Source organism: Spiroplasma endosymbiont of Polydrusus pterygomalis (genome assembly GCF_964030825.1).
In the GTDB taxonomy this organism is placed as follows: domain Bacteria; phylum Bacillota_I; class Bacilli_A; order Mycoplasmatales; family VBWQ01; genus Spiroplasma_E.
This window is the reverse complement of record NZ_OZ034964.1, coordinates 685,652-709,630: the sequence shown is the minus strand read 5'-3', so window position 1 is coordinate 709,630 and position 23,979 is coordinate 685,652. Positions and strand designations below refer to the sequence as shown.

The following is a 23,979-nucleotide window of genomic DNA, read 5'->3' as shown; positions in this document are numbered from 1 at the left end:
AACTTATTAAATTTAATAAGAATTTTTGAATTATAAAAATAAGTATTATTGTTGACTTATGTTTTACAAATGGTAAGATTAGTATACAATTGCATATAAAGTCTAAATTATTCTCGTCTAACTTTATAATTTAAAGACAATTAATGAATATTATAGACAACATCGTTATGTTCCCTAACTGGGAGCTTAGCGAAGATGTCTATAACTAATATTTTTGTGTAAATATCTCCTTTCCTTTTTAAATCCTTAAATTAAAATAAATGACAAAAGACGAGAATAAAAATCTTGTCTTTTTTTGTAATTGTAAAATTTTAAAATTTTTATTATTAACACGCTTTAAATATCTACTACATGCAGTGACCAAGTAGGAGAAAGTTAATAATTAATAACCTTCTTTAACACTATTATCAACACGTGTTAGGGAACTAAAACAGTGAACTACACCACAGTTGTTAAAAATAGTAGCTAAAACATGTGGACTTGCATGGATAAATAAAAAGTGGAGTGATACCTAATAAATTATACTAACCATTAAATGGTAATTCTTGGGGTGGGAGCGAATTAGTAATTAGTATATATAGACCTGTTGTAGGGACCTATTATATTAATTCTATTTTTTATTTAACCAACCTTGCCACTCCCCTAGTGAGCGAGTGTTGGTTTTATTTTTTATTTTTTTTAAAATTTTTTGGGCGAGAAAATAAATTTAAAACTTGTAAAAAAAATTAAGCGGTGCCGGTTCAATTAAAATATTAATTTGTTAAACGCAAATTAAATAAATATTGAATCGAATGCCTTAATGTTTTTTAAAATTTTACAATTTATTTTTGAGCCCATTTTTCTAAGAAAAATAATATTAATAGTATTAATAAATAAAAAAAACAAAAATATATGCCATTTATGCTAAAAGCAAACAGGGCATATTTAAAGGATAAAATTAATTATGAAAACAAAAAATATTAAAACTCATGAAATAAAGAAAGAAAAATTTATTGATAAAATTTATAATAATAAATTTGCTTTAACTACTATTGTTGTAATATCTACAATAGTTTTAATGATAACTGTTGCTCTTTTAATTGCTGCATTTACTGTATGAAAATAATATTACTAAGAATATTTTAATTCATAATGAAAAAATATTTTTGTTGAACATGTAAACAATATAAATTAGATTATCTATTTTTTAATACTAATGATATTAAAACAAGAAAATATTTTTTAAGAGATAAAAACGGTAAAGCAATTTGTTATGACTGTATTTTAAATATTAGATTAAGTAGGGGATATAAAAAATAATGCAATATGAATTAATTATTGGTATTGACCCAGCAGGAATAGGTAGTAATGGAATTATTATATATTCAAATGAAACTAATAATATTATTTTTAATGAAACATTTAAAGCAGAAACTGTTTTAGAAAGTAAAAATTTGTTTAAAGAATACTTTTTAACGATTAAACAAGAGTTTAATAATAAAAAAATATTAGTTATTGTAGAAAATTTCTTTTTAAGTGCAAAACAATTATTAACTAATCCATTAGCAACTCCTAAAATTATTGGTGCATTAATGGTGTTAGTACAAGATGTTATGAATTGAGATTATTTAGAAAACCATCCAAAAAATAAAAACAAAATAGAAAATTATAAAGGAAATATAAAATTAACAAAACATGAAGAAGATGCATATAAACATATTCAATATTGTTTAAGGAATTTTAAAAATGAAAGATAAATCAAATTATGTGAAATTAACAGTAAAACTGAGTAACACTATTGAAGCAAAACATTATGAAAAAGGTAATAAAGAATTATATTATAGTGTTCGTGGACAATGAAATGGATTAAACTATGTTACTTTAATTTTTAATAACCCAAAATTTTATAAACGATGTATTTTATTAAACAAAAATGATGAAATTATAGTAAGTGGTCAAATCTTTAATACTTTAAATATTCCTAAAAATCGTGCATTTTGTTCAATTAATGTTAAATGATTTAAAAAATGAAAAGAGTAAAAATGAAGAAATGTAAATATTGTAATAAAAGAATTTGATTAAGTAAAAATTGATGTTTGAAATGTTTAGAAAAAATAGTTAATAATTTAACTAAAAATAAGGAGAATAATAATGAATAAAGAAAAATTAATTAACTATATTAAAAAATCACAAAAAGAATATGAGAATACATAAATAGACTTATTATTAGATATTTTAGTTCAAAAAATAAGAAGTGGTGAGTTTGATAATGAATAAAGACCAAAAAATTATTAATGAATATAATAAAAAACGTAATAAAGAGATAACAGAAGAACATTTGAATAATATAAAAAAAATAAGAGAAGAGTTTAAACAAAAAGTAATCAATAAATATAATGAAAAATTAATTATTTGGTTAAATAAACAAATTAGTATTTGTTTATGTGATTCATTAAAAGAAGCAGGTAAACTTACTGCTTATTATAAAGTAATTGAGTTTATAGAAAATGGAGAATTTCATTAATGATTATATTACCTACTTTATTTGGTGATAAAGATGAAATTGAAATATTATCACCATTTCCCAAAGCAATTCATACAAGTAATGATATTAGAGCAATTATTTTAAGACAATATCCTAATGTTAAATCAAAACACATCATTGTTTCTGACCCTGAAAGTGATGTTGCATTAATAGTTGGTGATAATGATGTTTATCAAGGTTGAATTAAAGTAACAATTAAAAAATTAGAAAATTAAAGGAGATTAAAATGCCAAATATAGAAAATCATTCAAATTATACTTTAACTAAATTAATAAGAACGGGAATTAGTCCTATTTGTGCAATGATTGGTACAAGTGCATATTATGGGCAAGTAATAGCAAATCCAATATTAGGAAGTATTAATTCTTTATTATTTGGTAAAAAATTAGGTTTAGATATCTGAAACTTGAACCAAAAACCAACTACTAAAACTAAATTAATTAATAGTAGTAAAAAAATATTATTAGGATTAGGAACAATGGGTTTAGCAAATTATAGTAAATGAACTGAAAATAATATTAATCCTATTATTCCAACAACACCAATTCCAACTACTACAACTACTACGGAAGGACCGCCATGATTATTATTAGATAAACAAGAAAATCAGTCATTAATGGATTGAGATACTTACATTTCATTAAATGCTTATGGTATCACCAATGTTATTAATGGTTTAACTGAATTAATACCTAATAAATTTGCAACGATACGAAAAATAGCAAATATGGCAACTGGTGGTTGTTTAATTAGTAGTGGTGTTGCGATGGGGATTAATAACGATTTTAATAATGCTTATGCAATACCTACTATTATTGCAGGAATAAGTGAAATTATTCATAATTTATTACCTATGGAAACAGTACATAATAATACTGAAATGCAAGAAACTAGTTTTACAAATGAAACAACAAGATTAATTAATGATGATAGATTTACTATTAATAGTGAAACAAGTAGTCAATATGGCAGTCATAATTCTAATGTTTCATTAGATTGAGATGATACAGCTAATAATGCTTTACAACGTAGTAATAGTAATCTTACTTTATAAAAAAATGAAAGGAAAATATGGAAATGCAAGAATTTTTAAAAGCACTTGAAACAATTGGAATAAGTACAGGTATATTAATTTGTCGAGAAATTATTGTTTTATTAAAAAGATTTATTACAACTCCAAAACATGTTAGAGCAAATAATAAAATTATAAAACATCAAAAAAAATTAGCAAAACTTAATGAAAAAATTAATAAAGAAATTAAATAATGGGGTGCTGTAAATGTTAGAAAATGAAAATAATGTTCAACAAGCAACTGAACCTTTAATTAAAAATAATGATTCTTCACAAGAAATAGAAAATAAAGTTAATGAAGCAGAAAATAAGTTAAATAAATTAAATAACGAAATTAAGGAAAAAGAAATAATTAATATATTTAAAAAATATCAAGTTAAAAGTGAATTTTATGATTATTTAAAATTTAAAACTAATAATATAGAAAATTCAAAAATAGAAGAAGCTATTAAAAAAATGATTAAAGAACAACCAGTATTTAAAGAAATAATCAATACAGGTGGTAAACAACAAACAATAATAACAAATCAACCAAGTTCAATAAAAAGTACTTTATTAGATTATAAAAAGAAAAATAATTTATAACAGAAAGGAAATGAAAAAATGTCAGTACCATTTAATCAAAATTTAGATAATACCGAAAAATTAGTAGAAGCACCAGAGTTTATAGAATTTTATAAACAATCAAATTCACCATGAGCAAGTTTTTTTCCTATTGAAATGGTTAATTCTACAAAAATTGAATTTATAGTTAAAAAACCAAAAAATTCAGAAATTAAAGTATTAAAATGAAATGATAAAAGTAAAGGATTAGATGTTAGTTATGCTGAAACTATTAAAATTTTAAAAGAAATTAAACAAGAAGCAGTTGCAGGTGAAATAATTGCTAATGTTGATTTAAACGCTGAAAATGGACAAAATTTATTAAATACAATGCAATATGAAGTTGCTAATGATTTAGCAGATTATTTAGCAAATAATGATACAACTGTAATTGCAAAATATGCAACTAGATTAGATATTACTGATACAACACCAGTAGGCTATTTAAAATCAATGTTATCTGCTTGAAATACTTTATTTCAATTAAGAAATAGTAATAATTGTCAATTTTTTATTACTAATAATTTATATGATAGTTTAGTTTATTTAGCTGATAATAAAGGTTTAATTACTGATAATCAAATAGCACAACAATTAAGATTAAATGGAACAAATTTATATATCAAAGGTGTATTATGTCAAATTGTAATGGATGACTATATGACTTTTACTGATAATAATGAAAATAAAATTATGTCTTTTGTCTTAGCGACCCCAAGAGCAATGAAAAGATATATGTTACAAAATACAGTTGTATATGTGCAAGATATTAATGATGGTAAAGTTGGAAGAAGATATTTAGTTGGTGGAGAAGTAACTGGTGAAGCAATACCTTATATAACAGATGAAGAAAAAACTTCACGTTGAATGTTATGTGGAATTATTAATACTGATAAAATTGATTTAAAAACTAAAATTACAAGTTTAACAACAAATATTACTGCAAATGTTAATAAAAATAATAATGAATTAGATACAGAAATAAAAAGTACTAATGAACTTAAATCATTAAATCCAAATTTAATAAATCCAAATATTAAATATTTTAGTGATGTCCAAGGAAAAACTAATGTAAGTAATCAAAAACAAAAAGTAGGTGATTTGTATATAACTATTACTGCCAATGTTAATGATATAAATTATAAAGGGTCAACAAATCTAATTAAAATAACTCTTAAATAAAGGAAATTAATATCATGCCAATTGGTACAACTAGTACAGCAATACTTTTAAATATCAATAAACCAAAACATACTAGAATAAGTAAACAACAAGAAAATAAAAGTTTTTGATGAGAAATTTTAGAAATGATTGGTGTACAAGTAATAGCAGTAGCACTTGCTCCTTTTACTGGTGGATTAAGTGAAAGTATAGCACTTGGATTAGGTGCAAGTGATTTACTTGCTAGTATTAGTGCTGTTGGTGTAGAGTTTTTAACTGATTTTACTATTAATCAAGTTTATGATTATTTAAAAGGAAATGTAACACCATTAAATACTTTTTTTAATATCTTACCTGCATTTGCTGGACTTAATAAAATTAGTCGTGGTTATCGTACAACTAAATTTATTAAATTAGCACAAAAAACTAAAACATTAGAACAAATTGGTATTAAAGAAGCAAAAAACTTACAAGAAATTATTAGTCAAGTAAGTGGTAAAGAAATTTTAACAGATAAAATTATTGGTAATAAACGTTATTTATTTAATTATAGTTTTGCTCCTAATCGTGAGACAATAATCCAAAATTTAGGTTATGTTGCTGAAAGACAATATAAAAATAATTTTCAAAAATTAGAAGTACAAGAGTTAAAAGATTATTTATTATTACAAAATACATTAATAAAATTAAGTCCACAATTAACTCCAAAGTTTAAGATTAAAGATATTGAAAAAGCAAATAATTTTTTTAAAAAATATAATACTGATTTAAAAGAAGTATTAAAAATGAATCAACATGATTGATTAAATTTAGTTCATACAATACATACAGATAATAGATACGGTAAATCTTTAATTTTAGATTTACAAAAAATTCGTGCTAATGCTATTAAATTTAATTTTAAAAAGAGTTCAATTCATAAGGTTGTTTTAAAAGCAAATAAAATTTTTAAGTATTTTGATATTAGATTTTATTTAAAAAAAGGTTTAAATAAATTTTGAAAAGATACTCCATATTTTGAAAAATTACGAGAAAGTATATATAAATTACAAGAAAAATTTGAAAAGTTAGAAAAACAAGTATTTGAAAAAATTAATAAATTAAAAGAAAAAGCAACAGATTTATTTACTAGTGCAGAAAAGAAAGCAATTAAACATGCACAATTAATCCCATTAAATTCACCTGTATTTATGGGTTGCAAAATTCAACCTTTATCATTAAGTAAATGTGCAATTACTATTTATCATCGTAATCCTAAATATAAACCAATTGTAGTTGTTGATAGTATTCTTAAAGCAGAAACTTTTGTTACCCAAATACATCCATTTCATTGATATAGATGATATAGTGGTTGATACATTGGTTATGGAATTAGTCGTAATAAATGATTAAAAGCAATTGCATTTGCTCCACCAGTTGTTCAACAAGTAATTAGAGATAGTTTTAAAGTTTATAGAGAAATATTTAGAATAGTAAGAACTTACCATAAAGTAGTGAATGTTATTAATAATCCTATTGAAAATATTAATAAATCATTTAAAAGTGTTAGTTTAAAATTTTCAGTTAATACATTATTTGGTACAGGATTATTACATCATTTAGAAAAATTTGTATATAGTCAAGTTGTAGCAAAAGGTAAAAAGAAATTACAAAAAGAAGTTATTCATATAGTGCATAGGAAAACTAAAACAAAAACTAAGCATTATAAAAAAGCATTTTTTAAGGAATGATAAAATATGATTAATAAACTTTGAACTGATGTCAGTTTAGAAAACTATAATAACTGATATCCCTTAACTGGAAAAATTATCGAAACTCCACAACAATATATAAATACATGACCTAATGTTAAGGATTGATTTACAACTTTTGCTATTCGCGCTGAAAATGATATTAATGCTTATCTTGATTTTATTTTATCCAAATTTCCTTTTGATAGTTTTAAAGATGAATTAATTAAAGAAACATTAAGAGATATGGTGTATGTTTGTGTTGAACATTGAGTATTTAATCGTACACCAATTGAGTTTAATGTTGATGCTACTATTCAATTCAATAATGGTACATCATTTAGTGCAAATAGTATTCCTAGTATTAATGTTTGAGATTTAGCCCCAAGTAGAATGAAAATATGAGCAAGATTAACAGAATTAAAACAAATATTTTCAAGTTATAATAATGATAAAATAGATGTTGAAAAAATTGATTTAAAAGCATTTTATACTAGAAATCAAGTTGATGAATTAATTAAAGAACAAAAAGAATTTACATTATCAAAGCAAATGAAATTATATGATGATTTAGTTGATGATAATGAAAATGAAATATATAGGGGTCCTGTTAGTAAGTTTGTTAATAAAGGTTATGTAGCAACTGAATATGATAAAGAAACTGAAACAATGATTTTAGATTGACCTGATGAAATTGGTACATTACCACCAGAAGCATTACAAAATAATCCACAAGTTGGTGATTTTACTCATGCTGCAACTGCTGACTTTTCTGCTAAACAACAAAAAAGAATTACTACCAATGAAAATAATATTAAATTATTAGAAAATAAAGTTGATATTAATAAACAAAATATTGATGATATTAAAAATAATTGATTTAATATTGCAACTAGTCCTTTATGAAAAAAAATGTCTTCTATTATTCCTAGTAATGAATTTGGAAAAATATATTTAGCAATATGGGGTTATAGTTACCAATCCACTACTAATCCAACTGATAATTATATATATAGTAATAAAAAAACTATATTTAGTTTAGGTGGAGAAGTTCAAAGAACAACACAAAAAAGTATTAAATTAGATGAATTAATTGTAAATGATAATGTTAAAATACAATTATTATTTACTCAGGAATGAAATGATATTACTGTAACTTCTAATGATGCTAATTATCAACCTATTTCTGTTGAATTATACCAATATATAGGAAAAGGGACACCAACTGAATTTATAGCAGAACCTAATAATGATAATGATTATTATACAAAACAAGAAACAGATAATTTATTAATTAAAAAACAAAATATCAATGATGATACTTTACAAACGGTTGCTAAACAAATTGTTCCTGCAATTAATGAAAATAAAGTAAATATAGATAAAAAAATGGATGTAGAACAATTTCCATATGCTTTTGCTGTAAATGCTCTTGGTACTAAAAATCCTAATTTAGAAACTACTGATAAAACTATTGTTGGTGCTATTAATGAAATTAAAGCAAATGGTGGGAATATTGATGAAAATAAAATCTTCAATAATAAAGATGATAAAGATAGTACTACAAGATTAGTGAATGAAATTATTAAAACTAATGTTGGTGGAAAAACATTAATTTATAGAAATAATCCTAATGTAACAGATGATAAAGATATACCTGATAAAAAATATGTAGATAATGAAATTATAAAAGTAAAAGATTTAATTAAAAAACTTGTTGTATGAAAAACAATAGGTGAGCGAATTGATGATAGAACTTGAAGTAATTTTTCACCTAGTTTAAATGCTCTTTATCGTGTATTTTTAATTACTGAAACAAGTATACCTTTACAAAATGGTTATAAAGAAGTTATCTTTTTTACATCAGCAAGTGCTATTGGTACAGGTACTTATTGTATTACTTCTAGAAAAATAGGTAATAGTGATGCTACTTTAAATATGATTTATGATAATACAAAATGAACTTTAAAATTAGATGGTGGTGATACTGGGGGAGCAATATATAGATTAGAAGAATTAAAAGCAGAAGATTTATATGAAATTAAAAGTAATACATTAGAAATAAAATCACCAGAAGTAATAGATATTGAAAAACCTATAAAAATTGATTCAAAGACTTTATTAACAAATGAAATTAGAGAAAATGAATGAGAAATAAATTTAAAAGAAAGTCCAACACCAACACCTTATCCAAAATGAAAAGATGTAGCAATATCATTAAGTGGTAATTCTATTTCTTCTTATCAATTAAAATCAAATACATTTTATAAAATATTTTATGATTTGAATCCTTTTAGTACGAGTACATTTGGAAAAACTCCAACACAAACAATAGAAATATTTTGACAACCACAAACATCATCAAATTGAGTATGTTTTCTTCCAAGTTTAAAAAGAATTTCATATATTAATATTGTAAATAATAAATTAATAAGATTAATAACAGATCAAGGTTATTTATGAAAATTACAAGAATTACAGGAATAAGATTATGTTTTTTAAAATTTTCAAAATTATATTAGGTTTAATTGGTTTATTATTATCTTCTGCAACAGCAATTTTAGTTATATTTATTATTGTTAAAATTATATTAAAAATTAATCAAATATTTTAGAAAGGTGGTGAATATTATGATAAGTTTATTTAAAAGAAAAGATAAAAGTAATATTAATGATAATCAAAATGAAAAATTAAAATTTTTAACTAATAAAAATAAAAGTACTCATGCTTCTATTTTAAGTTATTTTGGTTTTAATAATTTTAACCATGAAACTTATTTTACTGATTTTGTAGCAGAAAATAACGCTAATTTATATAATGCTCCATTAGATATTAATAATGAAACTATTAAACAATATTTAATTCAACAAGAATTTTATAGAAAAAATTGAAATTCTATTTTTAAATTAAGTAAATTAGGAATTAGTGGTTATTTAATTTATATTGCGAATGATAATTTATATTTTCAAGTAGTAGACATCCAACAAAGAGTTTATGATATTACTGGTAAATTAATTGAATGTACTATTTTTTATGATAATTATGAACAAAATTCACAAATGGTAAGATTATTTGAAGTTTATACATTAAATAATGAACAAGTAACAATTAATCGTGCAATTTATAGTATTAGTGATAATAAAAAACAATTTCCATTAGATTTTAAAACATATATTAATAATCCTAATTTATTACAAGAACAAACCTTAAATATTAACTATATACCAATAGCAATTATGCGAAATAAAGCAAATGAGTTAGCAGATTGTAATAAAGTAATGGATAAAATTAAAGCATTAGATGTTATTTTTGAACAAATTGTTTTAGACACTATTTTAAACTCACCTAAATTTATTTTTAGTCAAACTTATGGTAATGTTCAATCTTTAATGGAAGAAGCAGTAAAAACATTAGTTACTAAAAACTATATATTTAAAAGTGCTGGTGATAATAATGAACAAAACGAAAGTGTCAATATGACTAGTAGTAATTTTAAAGGCAAGAATTTAACTGATATATACGATTGATTAATAAATGAAATATCTAAACGTTGTGGTTTACATATTCCAAGTCAAAAGAAATCAGCACAACAATCAGTACCTGAAAGTACAGCTGTAAATATTTCAACTATTAATTATATTGAACAAAAATTATGACAATTTAATATTGATATTCTTAAATTTATTAAATTGTTAGTAAATTTAGATAAAGATTTATTAAATAGTCAAACATTTAATATTGATGATGAACAAGAAATTAATAGTTTAACTGTTAAATTAAAATTATTTAATCCCGAAAATAACCAATTAATAGGAGAAAACAATGGAAAACAACAACAACAAACCACAAACGAAGTTTCCACAGAAACAAAAGCAAACTAAACTTAATCAAGCAGATGTAGAAAATGATTATTTAATTGATAATATTCCTTATGACTTTACTAATATGATGCGTGCTACTAATGATCCAGATATTAATAGAGCATATGATGAATTTAAAAAAAGAACAATTTATATCTATGAAATTGAACGTTTATTTAAAAATAATGAAAATAATAGTTTAAAATTTTCAGCAAATACTATTAAAATTGGTTTTATTGATATTGAAAAAGTGTTAAAAACTACTGCTGTTGAAACATCTGATTTTACTATGCAATTAAATCAAAGAGCAAGTACTAATATTAATGATAATACAATTGAATATAGTATGACCGACATTAAAAATTTAATTTTTCAAGAAATAGAATTATTAAACCAATTTAAGTTATATGCTGTATCTATTAATGAACCGTTAACAGAAAATAATATTAATAATTTATATATTATTAATAATTATTCTCAACCTTATCAAAATCCAAAAACTAGAAGTACTAAAAGTATTACTATTATTAAAATTAAAGATTTTAAAACAAGGGATGGTTATCCAATAATTATTAAATTACAAAAACCATTAGATAAAGATACAAAAGTTATTGGTTTAAAAATTAAAGCCCCTAGAAGTATGATTTTTGGCAATATAAAGGTACTTGGTGAAGTTGACAATATGGAAGTATACCCTAAATTATTTGTTAAAGATAAGATAGCATTTCCCTTATTATCAATGCCAATTGAAACTCAACCAAAAGTTAGAATATTACAACAATGATTTAGTGAACAAATATTACCTTGAAATTTAGCAAAACAATTTATAGGACAAGAAAAATCAGTTTTAGATTTAATTGCTATTGGTGGTGGTAAAGAAACAAGAAAAGAAATTTTTAATAATGCAAGAGTTACATATACTAAATTAGGTTATAAAGTTACTCATAGTCCACAATTATGACCATTAAATGAAGAAAAAGAATTAAAAGATAATAAAGTATGGCATTTGCCTTGACTAACTGCTGATTGAGTTTTAAATATTGCTACAACAAATAAATTTGATGATATTGAAATAGAAATAAATGATAAACCCCCAATTGATAGTTTACAAAAAGTATTATTAGATATGCTAACTTATACATATACCTATAATAGAAACTTTGATGGTGCTTCATTAAGTAACATTTTAAAAGAAATGAATGATTTAGATAAAATGCGTGGTAAATTTGAAGGACAAAAACCAGAAGATGTTATTACAAATTTGTTTAAACAATGAGAATTAGATTATCCCAATTACATTAATTTACCACAAGTTAAAATACTTAAACAAATACTTATGATGATATCAAAAAACATTTATTCAACAATGTCAATTAATAATGGTTTTAATGATGATTATAAATTATTGTTGCCTTACTATTTTGAAATAAAATCAAATCCTATACATTCTACACCTGATAAAATTTGAGAATTTAAAGATGCAAAAGTAATATTAAAATCTGAGTATTTTGACTTTACAGATATTAATAATGTTAAATTAAAAAATAATGATATTAGTCAAAATGAATTATTTAAACTAGATGATAATCAATTTAACTGATTATCTATTACAAATGAATTAGAAAGTAATAATATTCCATCACTAATTCCTGTTGATTGAACATTAGCAAATGGTGAATATGGAAAATACTTTACAAGAGCAATTATTGATAAAAATAAAATTGAAAATATTTTAAATTTGTATGGTTCAAATAAATCTCAATTATTTTCTAAATTGGAATTTTATAAAGAAATTTCACAAATTGATAATAATAGTGAATTTGAATTACAAATTGAAAACCCGATTAGTAACTTAAATCGAGTAGAAATTAGTGGCATATTTGGTTCTGGAAATTATGATTTGATTTTAATAACAGATAAACAAGAAATAAAATTAACCAATATTAATTTATTTGATAAATATGATGAAAATATTTCTTATATCAATTTAGAAATTTAATTATCAAAGTATCCATCTGGATAAATACCATCTCATTTTACTGCATCATCAGTTAATTTATTTGATGCTCAGTAAAGAGTAATTTTATGCTTATTACTTACTGGTCTTGCTCAAATAGATGCCCCCCCCCAGTGCGCTTCATAATCATAATCTAAATAATAATTTAGTTCATTTGTTTTATGATGTGCTACTGAACCAACTATTAAGCCAGTTGTTGCTAAAAATAATGCCAAAATTGATATTATTTTATAAAAATTTGTTTTTATTCATGTTTTCATATTAAATTTCTCCTTTCATAATTTGTTTTATTTACATTTTTGGTGAATGTGGTTTATATTCGTTTGCTGTAGATTTTAGATTTTGTAAATTTAGTAAATCACTTTCTATATGTTGAAAACTAGGACTTGAAGTCATATTTTTATCTTTTTCATGTAACTTTCTTTTTAATTCTTCATTTTCATTTTCCAAATCTGTAATTCTTGGTTCTTGAACAACATGTTCAATACTTTTTCATTCCTCTATTTGTTTTTTTAATTCTTTATTTTCGTTATTAACTTCTTCTAATTGTTTTTTCATTTTTTTTGTATCTTTTCAAACATTATCACTTTCTAATAAATTTTTTAAAGTAAAATCACTTTTGTTGGTATTTGAATGTTGATTTTTTTTTAATTGATTTTGTTGTTCATTTAAATATTGTTGAATTACTTCATCTCGTGAATTAATTTTTTCATTTAATTCTTGATTTTTTTTAAATTGATTTTGTTGTTCATTTAAATATTGTTGAATTACTTCATCTCGTGAATTAATTTTTTCATTTAATTCTTCATTTTCTTTTAATAAAAGATTAAATTCTAGATCAAGTCTGCGATTAGCAAAATATTGTTGCTCTTTTAAATCATCAATTTCATATTTTAATTTTTTATTATATTTTTTTGCTGATATTAATTCTTCATTTTCTTTTAATAAAAGATTAAATTCTAGATCAAGTCTGCGATTAGCAAAATATTGTTGCTCTTTTAAATCATCAATTTCATATTTTAATTTTATATTATCTTTTTTTAGTAATTCTAAATTTTTATCATCATTTTCACTATTAATGCTAAGTGGAGAAATTGCATTGATAATTGTTATTGGTTGATTATTAATTGAGTTTTGAGACTGACTAAAATTAATTTCAACACTATTATTTGTTAAATAATATTGATAATGATTATTTTTATAATATAATTTTATTATATCATTTGTATTTTGATTATCAGGTTCAAACTTTTCATTATTTCTAATAATATTACAATTTAAAATGTTACAGATTGCTTCAATTTCAATAGAGCCACATCAATTAGCATCCTTTCTCATTTGTTCTAAAGTTTTTTTTATTTGTGTTTCTTCACTATTGTTAGGATATAATTCTTTATTTTTTTTATTGATATCACTATCTAATAAACTGCTTTTAAATATAGCTTTATTTTCACCACGATTTTTTTCTAAATTTTCTTCAATATAATTACAGATATGTGTGCGAAATAATGAAACTAAATTTTTATTATTTTTAAAATCAAAATTAGAAAAATTAAATATTTTTTCATAATTATCATCACTATCAAAAAGTTTTATATATCTACTTTTAAATTTTTTATTATCTGTTTTTACTGGTTCTAAATATGCAACTATAATTGCTCAAATTAAACAATTTCCATCTCTTGGTACATCATGGACTTTATCATTAATAAATATATTTTTTTCTTTATTCATATTAAATTACTCCTTTTTCCTTAATTTTACTTTTAAATTGTACTATTTTTTATTATTTTTACAAGTATACATTTAAACGCAAAATAATGCCTAAATTAAAGGCGTTTATTTTGTGATACCTATACTATTAATTATATATTACTTGTTTATTATATGGCAAATGTGAAGATACTTTTTTTCACAGTAGCATTATTTTTACCCCTAATTACATTTTTATATGGATATAGTGCATAAAAAAGTGCATCATAAGGATCTTGGTACATATTTTTATCTGGAATGTTAGTTTTGGTTTGATCATATCGTAATTCTTCTAAACATTGAGTAATTTTTGGTAAATCATCTTTGTTTGCATAAAAATTTCCATAACTCATAATATTTCTCATTCAAACTACTCTATTAGTTAATCCTGCTTCTTGATTAAGATTAGAAGCATGTTTAATCGCACTTTGAGTGATAAGAATAATATTATGTTCATCAATTAATTTTTGATTTAATCAATCAATGGCAGTTCTTGCTTTATCATCATAAAAATAAATTGCTTGTTCAAAATTTTCAAAATTATCAATTAATCCTAAAATTTCATTGACATAAGCAGTAATTTTTTCATTTTCATTAATAAAATCATTTGGTGTAACTACTAATTCACAAATAAGATAAGCATCATAATAACCAGTATTATGATATTCTTTAAAACCAACTACCATAAATACAGTATGGTCTTTATGTCCAGTTGCTCAATCAATGCCAACACTATAAAAATCAAATTTATATATATCTTTTTCTTGATTATAAAATTGTTTTAAATCATATTTTTGTCAATATTTTAATGTTTTTTGAAATGGAAAAATTGTTGCATCACTATCTAAAAACTCAAAACCATAAAAAACAGTATTAAATTCATCTGGATTACTTTTTTTCATTTCTATTAATGTTCTTTTTTGAATTTCTGGCAATTTATTTCAAAATGGTTGAATTGTAAATCTTACAATAAATAATCCTAAACCACTAAACATTTCTTTATTTTCATAATAAACTTTACCAACTTTTTTAAGATTATCCATTATTTTATCATTTAAAGGTAAAAATGGTGTACAGTACTTTAAATAAAATGGGTGATATTTATCGTATGGATTACATGTAAAAGTAATAAAAAAACTTTTATAAAAATAGCGAGTAATTAATTTTCCAAAAGTAGTACTATATATATTTTTATCAATAAATGTTCAACTTCATTCTTTAATTGGTTCATTTGATACTTTAATACGATTACTTCTAAACATAGAATTTTGTAAGCGTTCATAGCGATATGTTAATTGCTTTTCTGTCAACGTTTCTTTTTCTTCTGCCATAATTATTTCATCTGTTCGTGAACCTAAAAAACTTGATCCACCTGCTTCTTTTCCAAAAATTTTATTACCATTTGCATAACCAATAAAATCAATTTGTTGATTATTAGGAAAGATAATACATCCACCATCCTTAGTAATTTTTCATTTAATACCATGGGGATTATTAGGTAATAAATTAATATCATATTTATCTAGTAAAACTTGGCAAACATTCATTAAAGCACCAATAGTTGTTTCACTATGGGTATTTTCATATCGTCTTACTTCTTGAACACTACTATCACTAAAATTACAACATATAAATAAATCAAATGCTAAACAATTTCAAGTTTTTCTTGTTCCCCGTGCTGTTGGTATAAAACGATAAAAACAATTAGTAGTAAAATATTCTGCTCATTCATCACCAACAAATGCTTTAAAAATATCTCAACTAAAACCATAATTATTATCACTAAAATTAAGGTCATATTTTTTATTTAATTGTGCATAACTATTAATGAACGGCATATTTTCTCCTTAGTTAACATATATAAGTTAAAATTAAATTATTTTAAAAGAAAGGAAGATTAAAAATGATAAAATTACCATTTCCTAATTATTTTGATTGAGACAAACACGATTTTAATCAAGATGAATTAAATTTAAAACAAACACAAGAATTATTTAAACAAATAGATGATAAATTATGAAATGAATGTGATAAATCTATATATAAACCATGTAAATTTAGAAAAAGAAAATTAAAAACAAAAAAAGGCCTATTAAATTATAAGCGACGTATCTGTACATATTATAACAAAAAAACACAAAAAACTGAACATGTATCATTACTAGATAATTATCTTGGTGTTAAAAAATATAGTAAACTTGCACCAAATGTTATTAAACAAATTTTAAAATATTTTGCTGATGATAAAAAGTATCGCGATGTTTGTGATACTTTTATTGAAGATTTAATAAGTACTAGTACAGTTTGTAGAACATATCAAAAATTTGAATTACCAAAAGTTAATATCCCTAAAATAATATTACAACCAAATCAAACTTTATATATAAATATTGATGATGGGCATAGAAAATTTAAGTTTAATGAAAAACACAATACTAAGAATTGTAAAAAATGTTCTATGAGATTATTAATATTTTGTACTGGTAAAAAGAAAAATGGCAAATTAATTAATAAAAGAGCTGTATGTAAAATAAGAGTATCAAAAACAGAAATTGGTGCAGAAAAAACAGCTAAATTAATTGAAACATATGGTAATTTATATTTTGAAAACTTTGACCAAGCAAATTTAATAGTTTGTGGCGATAGTGCAAAATGAATTAAAAAAACTGCTACAATTTTAAATGCTAAATTTATTTTAGATAAATTCCATGCTTTTCATGTTTTATTTCTTGGAATAATGGCTGGAAGAAGAAAAAATAAAATTGCACAATTACATTATAAATATGCACAAAATTTATTTTCCAAAGGTGAGTATTATGAATTAATTGATTTTTTAAACTCATTAAAATATCAAAAATTAAAAGTTGGTTATTTTATTAATGCAAAAGATGGCGTGTTAAATCAAGCATTAGTTGAAAATATTGGTTGTTTTACTGAAACTAATATTAGGCAAATTTTAAAGCATATGATTGGAAGTAGAACCTATAATATTGATATGTATTCAAAAATGGTTAATTTTAAATGCTATCAAATAAATACAGCATTATAGTTTTATAAAATAAAAGATAAAATAAAAATAACTAATAATAAAATAAAACTTATTAAATTTAATAAGAATTTTTGAATTATAAAAATAAGTATTATTGTTGACTTATGTTTTACAAATGGTAAGATTAGTATACAATTGCATATAAAGTCTAAATTATTCTCGTCTAACTTTATAATTTAAAGACAATTAATGAATATTATAGACAACATCGTTATGTTCCCTTTTAACTTTATAAAAGGTACAGAAATATCAAGTTCAAAACGAACTAAAAATATTGAAAATAAATTAGTAAAATATATTAGAGTAGGAGATTTAACTTTTAATAGTGAAAGACAATCTTTATATTGTACTAAAGATAATAATTGATTTTGTGATTATCAAGACATTTTATTAGCTACCGATGGTGATCCTGGTAGAATTATGACTGGTTTGAATGGAGTTTTTTCAAATTCAATTAGAAAAGTTATTCCTAAAACTACTAATCAACATTTATCAATAGCATTATTAAATTTACTTAATCCAATCAATAAAGAAATATTTAATGCATATACAACAGGAACTACTATTAAACATGGAGGTAATAATGCTATAAAAAATTTAAAATATTTTGAATATGATAAACATATTAAGATATTAGTTAAATCTTTATATGAAAATTTAACAACTTTGCAAAATAATTTAACAAAAGTCATTTTTATTAAAAAGCTTTTAATTAATAAATTAATAGAATAACTAATATTTTCTTTAATGTATTAGTTATTTTTTATATAATTATGTTATCTTTATACACTATAAGTATAGTAGGAGGATTTTAATGAAAAATCATTACAAATTCATTTTGGAAAACAATTAATAACATTATTAAATAAGATTGAAATAACAATTATTCAGACAAATACTTTAATAACAAATTTAATAAATAAACTAATAAATTAGAAGTTAAGAGGGAATGTATTTTATTTAAAATATAATTATTATTTAACATATCATTCGAGGCATGATATAAACTTGATGGATTATTAAGACATATTTTTGATGATACCATAAGTTCGGTTTTAAATGTTGATTTTACTAGTGGTTTAGAACAAATTTTAACATTATGAGTATTTTTAAAAGCAGTTGGCTTTTTAGTCGGTTAGGAGTTTTATTATTAATAATACTTTATCCGTTTTTAATAACTAGCAAAAATATAAAGATATTACAACGGGTAGGTAGTTATATTATTGCAGCTCCACCACGTACTGGTAAATCTGCGCTTGCTTGTTGTTTAGCACAAAAACATGTAAGTCCGATTCCTATTAAAGTTCGTCATGAATATAATTATCGTTGTTCTTATGATGATGTGTTTAAATTTAACCAATTACAATAGTAATTATGCTTTTGAAGAAAACGATATGCTTGTTTTTGATGAATTAGGTTTAAAAATTAATAGTAATGATTTATCACTTGAATTTAAAGCAACACAAGAAAGTTTAGGTATGTTTTGTAAGTTAATAGGTCATAATTTTAATGGAATTATGTATATGATTGAACAACACCCCGATAGAATACTAAAACAAGCAGGTGCTAATAAAGTGGAATATATTGTGCAAGTAAAGAGCATGCGTATTTTATTATTTTTAGTTAAGTTTAAACTTAATATTTATCCTAATGTTGATGATTATAATAAAGTTATCTTATCGCAAAGACAAATGAAGCCAATAATTAATGTGATGGCTTACCACCGAGTTATAGTAATGAAATTATGATTTTTAGTTTATGATTTCCACGGTCTTATTTACAACGATATAATAGTCGTGCCTTAAATTATATTCATTCGTTAAAGAGTGAATTAAGTAGTAGTGTTAAAAAATATGCACAATCACAAGATTTAGAATTTTCAGTAACTGATATTAGAGCAGTAGGATTAAATAAGTTGGATAATATATTACAAATTGAAAAGAAAGAAAAATAAAGTTAAAATAATATTAAAAAATATTGTAATTAATTTCCAATTATGATAAAAAATATCTATAAACTTGATATTTAATATTTAGTTTTAACTCATTTACTTTTTTAAAAAAGTAAATGAGTTTTTTAAAATTTCATACAAAGAAAAATAAAAAGGAGAATAGTATGAAAAAAATAATAATTCACAATAAACAATTAAAAAATATTGTAAATGATGATTGACAAAAAAATATTATTGAATTAGCAACTTATAAAACTTTATTAAAAGAGAGTATTAATTATGAAAAAAAATTAATTCAAGATATACAATTTCTTACTGTTTTAAAAGATGAATTAAATATAAATAGTATGTTAAATATTGAATTACTAAACATTTATGATGAAATTATAAAAAAATGTTGAAAAGTAACATATTTTGGATATGGTGGCATTGGTTATGAACGCTATTTTGATAGAAAATTAAAATGAAAGATAATAAATAACTATAATAAAGATATTAAATTTTCAAATCAAAAACAAAAATAACAAATTATTAATAATAATTTTAAATCTAATAATAAAAAAAGAGAATATGAAAATTGAAAAGAAGATTATTTTAAAAGTATTAGTGAAAAAATAACGAAAAATAATATAGAAGAAGGAATGGATGCTTTAGAATTTTTTAAAAATGAAATAAATTCAAATGATTTTCAAAATTCACAACCTTCAACAAGTTGATATAAACCAAATTCACCAACAAGATAAATAAAAAATGGTTATAGTTCCAGCAGATTCGCTGGAACTATAAATTTGGTGAGCCACGTAGTGATAAGGGACGAATTCCTATATATTTTAATTAAAAAGAGGAACCAAAAAAGGTTAGTCTATTAAATAAAGAAAATGATAAAATTACTATAATTAACAAATAAAAATTTTGGAGAATTAATTGAATTTTAAGTTAATGAATTTATTGAAAATCAAAATATTAAAATTTAAATTATATTTTAAGTTATAATTATATTTTTTGTTATAATAATATAAATTAATAAGGGGGTATTAAGATGAGAAAAATACTAGGTTTATGGGGAGCAATGGTTTTATCTACAACATTAAGTACTAGTGTTACTGCATGTGGTTCTACAAATCCAAAACCATCACTAAGTCCTATTGCAAAAGTAGATTTAAAAACTAAAATTACAGCTTTAAAGACTAATCATATTATTAAAATTGATCCAAGTCAAACATATCAAATGTTAGATTCTAAAATTATGATTGCAGAACAAATAAGTGATTTAACTCCACATTTACAAAATCCAACTATTAAGTATTTTAGTGATGACCAAGCAAAAATTGATATAACTAATCAAAAACAAAAAGCAGGTGACTTGTATGTAGTTATTACTGCTGATATTAATGATGCTAATTATCAGGGTTCAACTAATCCTTTAAAAATTTCACTATAATATAGTGCTTATTATATATTTAGCTATAATTTTTTGCAATTAAAGTTACGTTTTATGTAAAGGAACCTAGATGGTTCTTTTTTATTTTTTCAATTTACAAAATATAATTTGTGTCATAAATTATATCAATTTAAAATAAATCTTGTACTGTTTGCTTTGATTTACAATTATAGCAATTTTCTTTTGCTATTTTTATTATCTTTTTGCAGTCATTTAAAACTCCTTAGTGGACATTCTTTTTTTATAAATGGCATTATCTCTATGTCAATACTTATATTTTTTTGAATGATTAATTTTAGAAGTTCTAACTTTAGCTACAATTCATAAAATTCCATCAATCTCAATAAATAAAGTTGTTTTTTTACCATTATTTAATTCAAACATATAATATTTTTTATTTTGTTTATTTCAAATAAATGATAAAATTTTGTAAATGATATGATCAACCACATAAGTTACACCTTTGAAGAAAAATAATAAAATTATTAAACTAAACATTAAATCTGTTAAATAATGTGTTCTTGAAAGAATTTGCATGAATCCCATCATTACAACATTTGCTATAAAAAATCCAAATACTAACCATTTTCATCAAATAATTTTTTGTTTACGTTTTTCATTCATAAAATATAGTAAAAATCCATAAACAGGCATTGATGCTGAATTCATATGACCAGATGGGAATGTTTTATCACTTCAGTAATGAGTCCCTTCTCCTTTTTTACCTAATAAGAAATCTCAGTATTCAGATTTAAAGCCTTGAATTTGTCATCAGTCTAAATATTGTGCATTAACTATGTTAGTCGGTTTATTTGTTCAATTGTTAGGTAAGTTATCAATAACATATTGATAGTCAACATGAACTCAATATGGTCTACCAAAAAAAGTTTTTAAAATTGGATCAAAAGTGACTCCAAAAAAAGCAAACACTACAAATATTTTTAACGCATCAATTCAATAATTATGAGTTAACAAATCATCTCTTTTTGAAAATTTAGTTCTTAAGTATCAAGCAATAGCACACATTAGTATAACTTCAATACTAAGTTGAATAGTCATTACTACAATTGTGTTTGTACCCTCAAGTCCAAATCAATAATTTCTTCCTCTACCACCAAAAGCTTCAAATGTTGATTGATAATAAATCATTTTACTAATAATTAATATAAATAAAATTATAAATAAAACATAAACTAAAACTATGATAATTTCTAAAAATTTAAATTTTGATTTATATTTTATATTTAGACTTTCTAATAAAATTCCACTCCCTGCAAACATAAAGGGAACTGTCATGGTATAAGCTAGTTTATCTCAAAATAAACTTAATCAACTTATAACTCCATTATCATTTAAATCACCAATAGCTTTTGCTATTTGTTTATCTCAAATACTTCCTGATATAAAAAGTATAATAACAACAGTTAACGCAACAATCTTCAATATTTTAAAAACAAATTTAGACTTATTATTTTTATTAATAAATGCAGAACCATCAACATAGAAGTTTTCTTTTATCATTAACCAATCGCTCCTTTTGTTTATATGTTTTTAAATCGCTTATATTTACTGTTTTTAGCTATGTTTTGATTTTAATTACCAAATCCACTATTATTGTCTAGAAGTATTTATATTTGTTTATCGTTTAAAGCTTGATATTTATTAGCATTTTCTTTTGTATAATTTGTATTACTTTCACCATTTGTTTTGTTTCTTTGATTGCAATTAAATTCATAATTTTCAATTTTATTACCAATTTTATTCTTTTTATAACTAACAATAATATTCGTCTTTTCATTGATTTCTTGAATAGCGCTTTTAATTGTGTATCTTTCAGCATCAGCACGATTAAATTTACCGTTTTGAACATAAGTATCAATTGATAAACCTAGTAATTCTTTTAATTCTTTGGTTGTTATATCTCTTTGATTTTCTTTTTTATTTTCATCACTCCAACTACATAATCATTTATATAATGTTAAAGAATGTTTTAATTTTAAAACACGATCCAAATTAATCTTTGTATAATCGCGAATTAATTGTTCAATAAAAGGCATAATCATGCTACTTAATTTAACTTCAAAATAAAGTTTTTTCGATTTTCAATATGATGCACTTCTGACTACTCCAATTAATTCTCCACCATCCTTTATTTTAGATTATTTGCTCTATTAAAGCATAAACCAGCTTAGTTTACGATATCATGGATATTTATCTTTACTTTCTAATTCTAATTTATTAAAAAAATTTAATTTATTTAAATATTGTGTCATTTTTTCCATAAGGTTTAATTTTACTAAAAATCAAATATAAAACTTGTTCTTCTTGAAGTGTGAATTTACTAGTAATTCTTGCTAATTCATTTACATAATATACAGTCAAGTTACCATACTAATTTTTTCTTTTAATACTCACAAATAACCTCCAATTTTATAATAATTAAATTTTAACATAAATAATATTTTATGTTAAAGGTAAAATTGTTAGAGTTGATAATATAACTATTAATCAAATTAAAAAAGTAATATTTAAAGAAAAAATAAAAAAACTTAATAAATTACTAAGTTTTTTAAACTTCTTAACTTTAAAGATAAAGTTAAAATATTTAGTTTCAGTTAAAACTAATTTTACAGACTTCTAGTTAGGTAGGTAGACTAACTAGACATATCACTGTTTGTGATATTATAATTATATTTATATAACAAATTATATTAGTATAATTTTATATATTTTTTTATTTATTATAAACTAATTTTATTAGCTTATATTATTTATATAATTAATTATATTTGTGATATCTTTTTAATTATATAAAGGTA

26 protein-coding genes are annotated in these 23,979 nt (G+C 22.4%); 21 read left to right on the top strand and 5 right to left on the bottom strand.

Translation table 4 applies throughout. The features are described from left to right. Positions 1–943: 943 nt before the first annotated feature. The 14 genes from ACQH25_RS03540 (at position 944) to ACQH25_RS03475 (ending at position 12,949) form a co-directional block, all read left to right on the top strand. On the top strand, positions 944–1,105 hold the full coding sequence (locus tag ACQH25_RS03540) for a hypothetical protein (RefSeq protein ID WP_425380732.1): 162 nt from the start codon (positions 944–946) through the stop codon (positions 1,103–1,105). Between the two features lie 193 nt (positions 1,106–1,298). Next, the gene (locus ACQH25_RS03535) at positions 1,299–1,736 is read left to right on the top strand and encodes a hypothetical protein (RefSeq protein ID WP_425380731.1); all 438 of its coding nucleotides are present in this window, start codon (positions 1,299–1,301) and stop codon (positions 1,734–1,736) included. Continuing rightward, the gene (locus ACQH25_RS03530; protein WP_425380730.1) at positions 1,726–2,019 is read left to right on the top strand and encodes a hypothetical protein; all 294 of its coding nucleotides are present in this window, start codon (positions 1,726–1,728) and stop codon (positions 2,017–2,019) included. Before ACQH25_RS03535 ends, ACQH25_RS03530 begins: the two co-directional genes overlap by 11 nt. Positions 2,020–2,248: 229 nt before the next feature. Beyond that, a complete protein-coding gene (locus ACQH25_RS03525; RefSeq protein WP_425380729.1) occupies positions 2,249–2,503 on the top strand; it encodes a hypothetical protein in 255 nt (84 codons plus the stop codon). Next, positions 2,503–2,739: a hypothetical protein gene (locus ACQH25_RS03520; RefSeq protein WP_425380728.1), complete on the top strand. Its 237-nt coding sequence runs from the start codon at positions 2,503–2,505 to the stop codon at positions 2,737–2,739. The genes ACQH25_RS03525 and ACQH25_RS03520 overlap by 1 nt, the downstream gene beginning before the upstream one ends. A gap of 11 nt (positions 2,740–2,750) precedes the next feature. Next, positions 2,751–3,578 (top strand): hypothetical protein, encoded by an 828-nt coding sequence (locus tag ACQH25_RS03515; protein WP_425380727.1) that lies wholly within the window; start codon positions 2,751–2,753, stop codon positions 3,576–3,578. A 17-nt stretch (positions 3,579–3,595) separates the two neighbouring features. Next, a complete protein-coding gene (locus ACQH25_RS03510) occupies positions 3,596–3,790 on the top strand; it encodes a hypothetical protein (protein ID WP_425380726.1) in 195 nt (64 codons plus the stop codon). A 13-nt stretch (positions 3,791–3,803) separates the two neighbouring features. Further along, positions 3,804–4,181, top strand: a complete 378-nt coding sequence (locus ACQH25_RS03505) for a hypothetical protein (RefSeq protein ID WP_425380725.1) — start codon at positions 3,804–3,806, stop codon at positions 4,179–4,181. An 18-nt stretch (positions 4,182–4,199) separates the two neighbouring features. After that, positions 4,200–5,381: a hypothetical protein gene (locus tag ACQH25_RS03500; protein WP_425380724.1), complete on the top strand. Its 1,182-nt coding sequence runs from the start codon at positions 4,200–4,202 to the stop codon at positions 5,379–5,381. Between the two features lie 14 nt (positions 5,382–5,395). Continuing rightward, on the top strand, positions 5,396–7,093 hold the full coding sequence (locus tag ACQH25_RS03495; RefSeq protein ID WP_425380723.1) for a hypothetical protein: 1,698 nt from the start codon (positions 5,396–5,398) through the stop codon (positions 7,091–7,093). Between the two features lie 3 nt (positions 7,094–7,096). After that, entirely contained in the window at positions 7,097–9,577 is a 2,481-nt protein-coding gene (locus ACQH25_RS03490) for a hypothetical protein (RefSeq protein ID WP_425380722.1), read from the top strand. A 4-nt stretch (positions 9,578–9,581) separates the two neighbouring features. Further along, positions 9,582–9,704, top strand: a complete 123-nt coding sequence (locus tag ACQH25_RS03485; protein ID WP_425380721.1) for a hypothetical protein — start codon at positions 9,582–9,584, stop codon at positions 9,702–9,704. Positions 9,705–9,720: 16 nt separating this feature from the next. Next, entirely contained in the window at positions 9,721–10,971 is a 1,251-nt protein-coding gene (locus ACQH25_RS03480) for a hypothetical protein (RefSeq protein ID WP_425380720.1), read from the top strand. Further along, positions 10,913–12,949: a hypothetical protein gene (locus ACQH25_RS03475; RefSeq protein ID WP_425380719.1), complete on the top strand. Its 2,037-nt coding sequence runs from the start codon at positions 10,913–10,915 to the stop codon at positions 12,947–12,949. Before ACQH25_RS03480 ends, ACQH25_RS03475 begins: the two co-directional genes overlap by 59 nt. Here the strand turns inward: ACQH25_RS03475 and ACQH25_RS03470 are convergent. From ACQH25_RS03470 to ACQH25_RS03460, 3 genes are all read right to left on the bottom strand, one after another. Further along, positions 12,946–13,227: a hypothetical protein gene (locus ACQH25_RS03470; protein WP_425380718.1), complete on the bottom strand. Its 282-nt coding sequence runs from the start codon at positions 13,225–13,227 to the stop codon at positions 12,946–12,948. The genes ACQH25_RS03475 and ACQH25_RS03470 overlap by 4 nt on opposite strands. A gap of 31 nt (positions 13,228–13,258) precedes the next feature. Further along, positions 13,259–14,701 carry a hypothetical protein gene (locus ACQH25_RS03465; RefSeq protein ID WP_425380717.1) on the bottom strand — a complete coding sequence of 481 codons (1,443 nt, stop codon included), beginning with the start codon at positions 14,699–14,701 and terminating at the stop codon, positions 13,259–13,261. Positions 14,702–14,850: 149 nt separating this feature from the next. Continuing rightward, entirely contained in the window at positions 14,851–16,557 is a 1,707-nt protein-coding gene (locus ACQH25_RS03460) for a hypothetical protein (protein WP_425380716.1), read from the bottom strand. Between the two features lie 65 nt (positions 16,558–16,622). Here ACQH25_RS03460 and ACQH25_RS03455 point away from each other — a divergent pair, with 65 nt between their 5' ends. The 7 genes from ACQH25_RS03455 to ACQH25_RS03425 all read left to right on the top strand — a co-directional run bounded on the left by ACQH25_RS03455 (position 16,623) and on the right by ACQH25_RS03425 (position 21,160). After that, positions 16,623–17,768 carry an Mbov_0401 family ICE element transposase-like protein gene (locus ACQH25_RS03455; protein ID WP_425380733.1) on the top strand — a complete coding sequence of 382 codons (1,146 nt, stop codon included), beginning with the start codon at positions 16,623–16,625 and terminating at the stop codon, positions 17,766–17,768. A 189-nt stretch (positions 17,769–17,957) separates the two neighbouring features. Continuing rightward, a complete protein-coding gene (locus tag ACQH25_RS03450; protein ID WP_425381826.1) occupies positions 17,958–18,500 on the top strand; it encodes a hypothetical protein in 543 nt (180 codons plus the stop codon). Between the two features lie 367 nt (positions 18,501–18,867). Further along, positions 18,868–19,137 (top strand): hypothetical protein, encoded by a 270-nt coding sequence (locus tag ACQH25_RS03445; protein ID WP_425381825.1) that lies wholly within the window; start codon positions 18,868–18,870, stop codon positions 19,135–19,137. Then, complete coding sequence (locus ACQH25_RS03440; RefSeq protein WP_425381824.1) at positions 19,106–19,573, top strand: hypothetical protein; 468 nt, start codon at positions 19,106–19,108, stop codon at positions 19,571–19,573. Before ACQH25_RS03445 ends, ACQH25_RS03440 begins: the two co-directional genes overlap by 32 nt. Then, positions 19,513–19,722, top strand: coding sequence for a hypothetical protein (locus ACQH25_RS03435; RefSeq protein WP_425381823.1), 210 nt, complete (start codon positions 19,513–19,515; stop codon positions 19,720–19,722). The genes ACQH25_RS03440 and ACQH25_RS03435 overlap by 61 nt, the downstream gene beginning before the upstream one ends. 161 nt (positions 19,723–19,883) lie before the next feature. Further along, positions 19,884–20,243, top strand: a complete 360-nt coding sequence (locus tag ACQH25_RS03430; RefSeq protein WP_425381822.1) for a hypothetical protein — start codon at positions 19,884–19,886, stop codon at positions 20,241–20,243. 515 nt (positions 20,244–20,758) lie between these two features. Further along, positions 20,759–21,160, top strand: a complete 402-nt coding sequence (locus ACQH25_RS03425) for a hypothetical protein (RefSeq protein ID WP_425381821.1) — start codon at positions 20,759–20,761, stop codon at positions 21,158–21,160. Between the two features lie 213 nt (positions 21,161–21,373). Here the strand turns inward: ACQH25_RS03425 and ACQH25_RS03420 are convergent, their stop codons facing one another. Both ACQH25_RS03420 and ACQH25_RS03415 read right to left on the bottom strand, forming a co-directional pair. Beyond that, complete coding sequence (locus ACQH25_RS03420; RefSeq protein ID WP_425381820.1) at positions 21,374–22,681, bottom strand: phosphatase PAP2 family protein; 1,308 nt, start codon at positions 22,679–22,681, stop codon at positions 21,374–21,376. A 107-nt stretch (positions 22,682–22,788) separates the two neighbouring features. Beyond that, on the bottom strand, positions 22,789–23,217 hold the full coding sequence (locus ACQH25_RS03415; RefSeq protein WP_425381819.1) for a replication initiation protein: 429 nt from the start codon (positions 23,215–23,217) through the stop codon (positions 22,789–22,791). Positions 23,218–23,979 lie beyond the last annotated feature (762 nt).